This window comes from Bradyrhizobium sp. LeoA1Lang, from assembly GCF_055413685.1.
Window position 1 is genome coordinate 1 of record NZ_JBVAPG010000651.1, and the last position, 253, is coordinate 253.

Sequence of the window (253 nt, forward strand, 5' to 3'; positions counted from 1 at the left end):
TCGGGAAGCGGTCGGAGCGGCTTGCGGTGCTCGTGGACGAACAGCTTGCGCTCGAGCTGGGCGATCTTGAGGCTGACCCTACGCTGCCTGCGCCCGCCAACGATGATGTGGCTGTGGCGAAGCCACCGAGGGTGTCAGAAAGAATGTGTAAGCAGGTTTCTGTGAGTTTACCTTACCGAGGAGACTCACATGACGACCGACACGACGATTACACCTGAACTGCTGGATCAACTGCTTGCTAACTATGAGAAGC

The 253-nt window shown here is 57.3% G+C and carries 1 pseudogene; it reads left to right on the forward strand.

The features are described from left to right. Positions 1-218: pseudogene (locus ACZYOF_RS44850) on the forward strand (hypothetical protein); the annotation flags it as partial. Between the last annotated feature and the right edge of the window lie 35 nt (positions 219-253).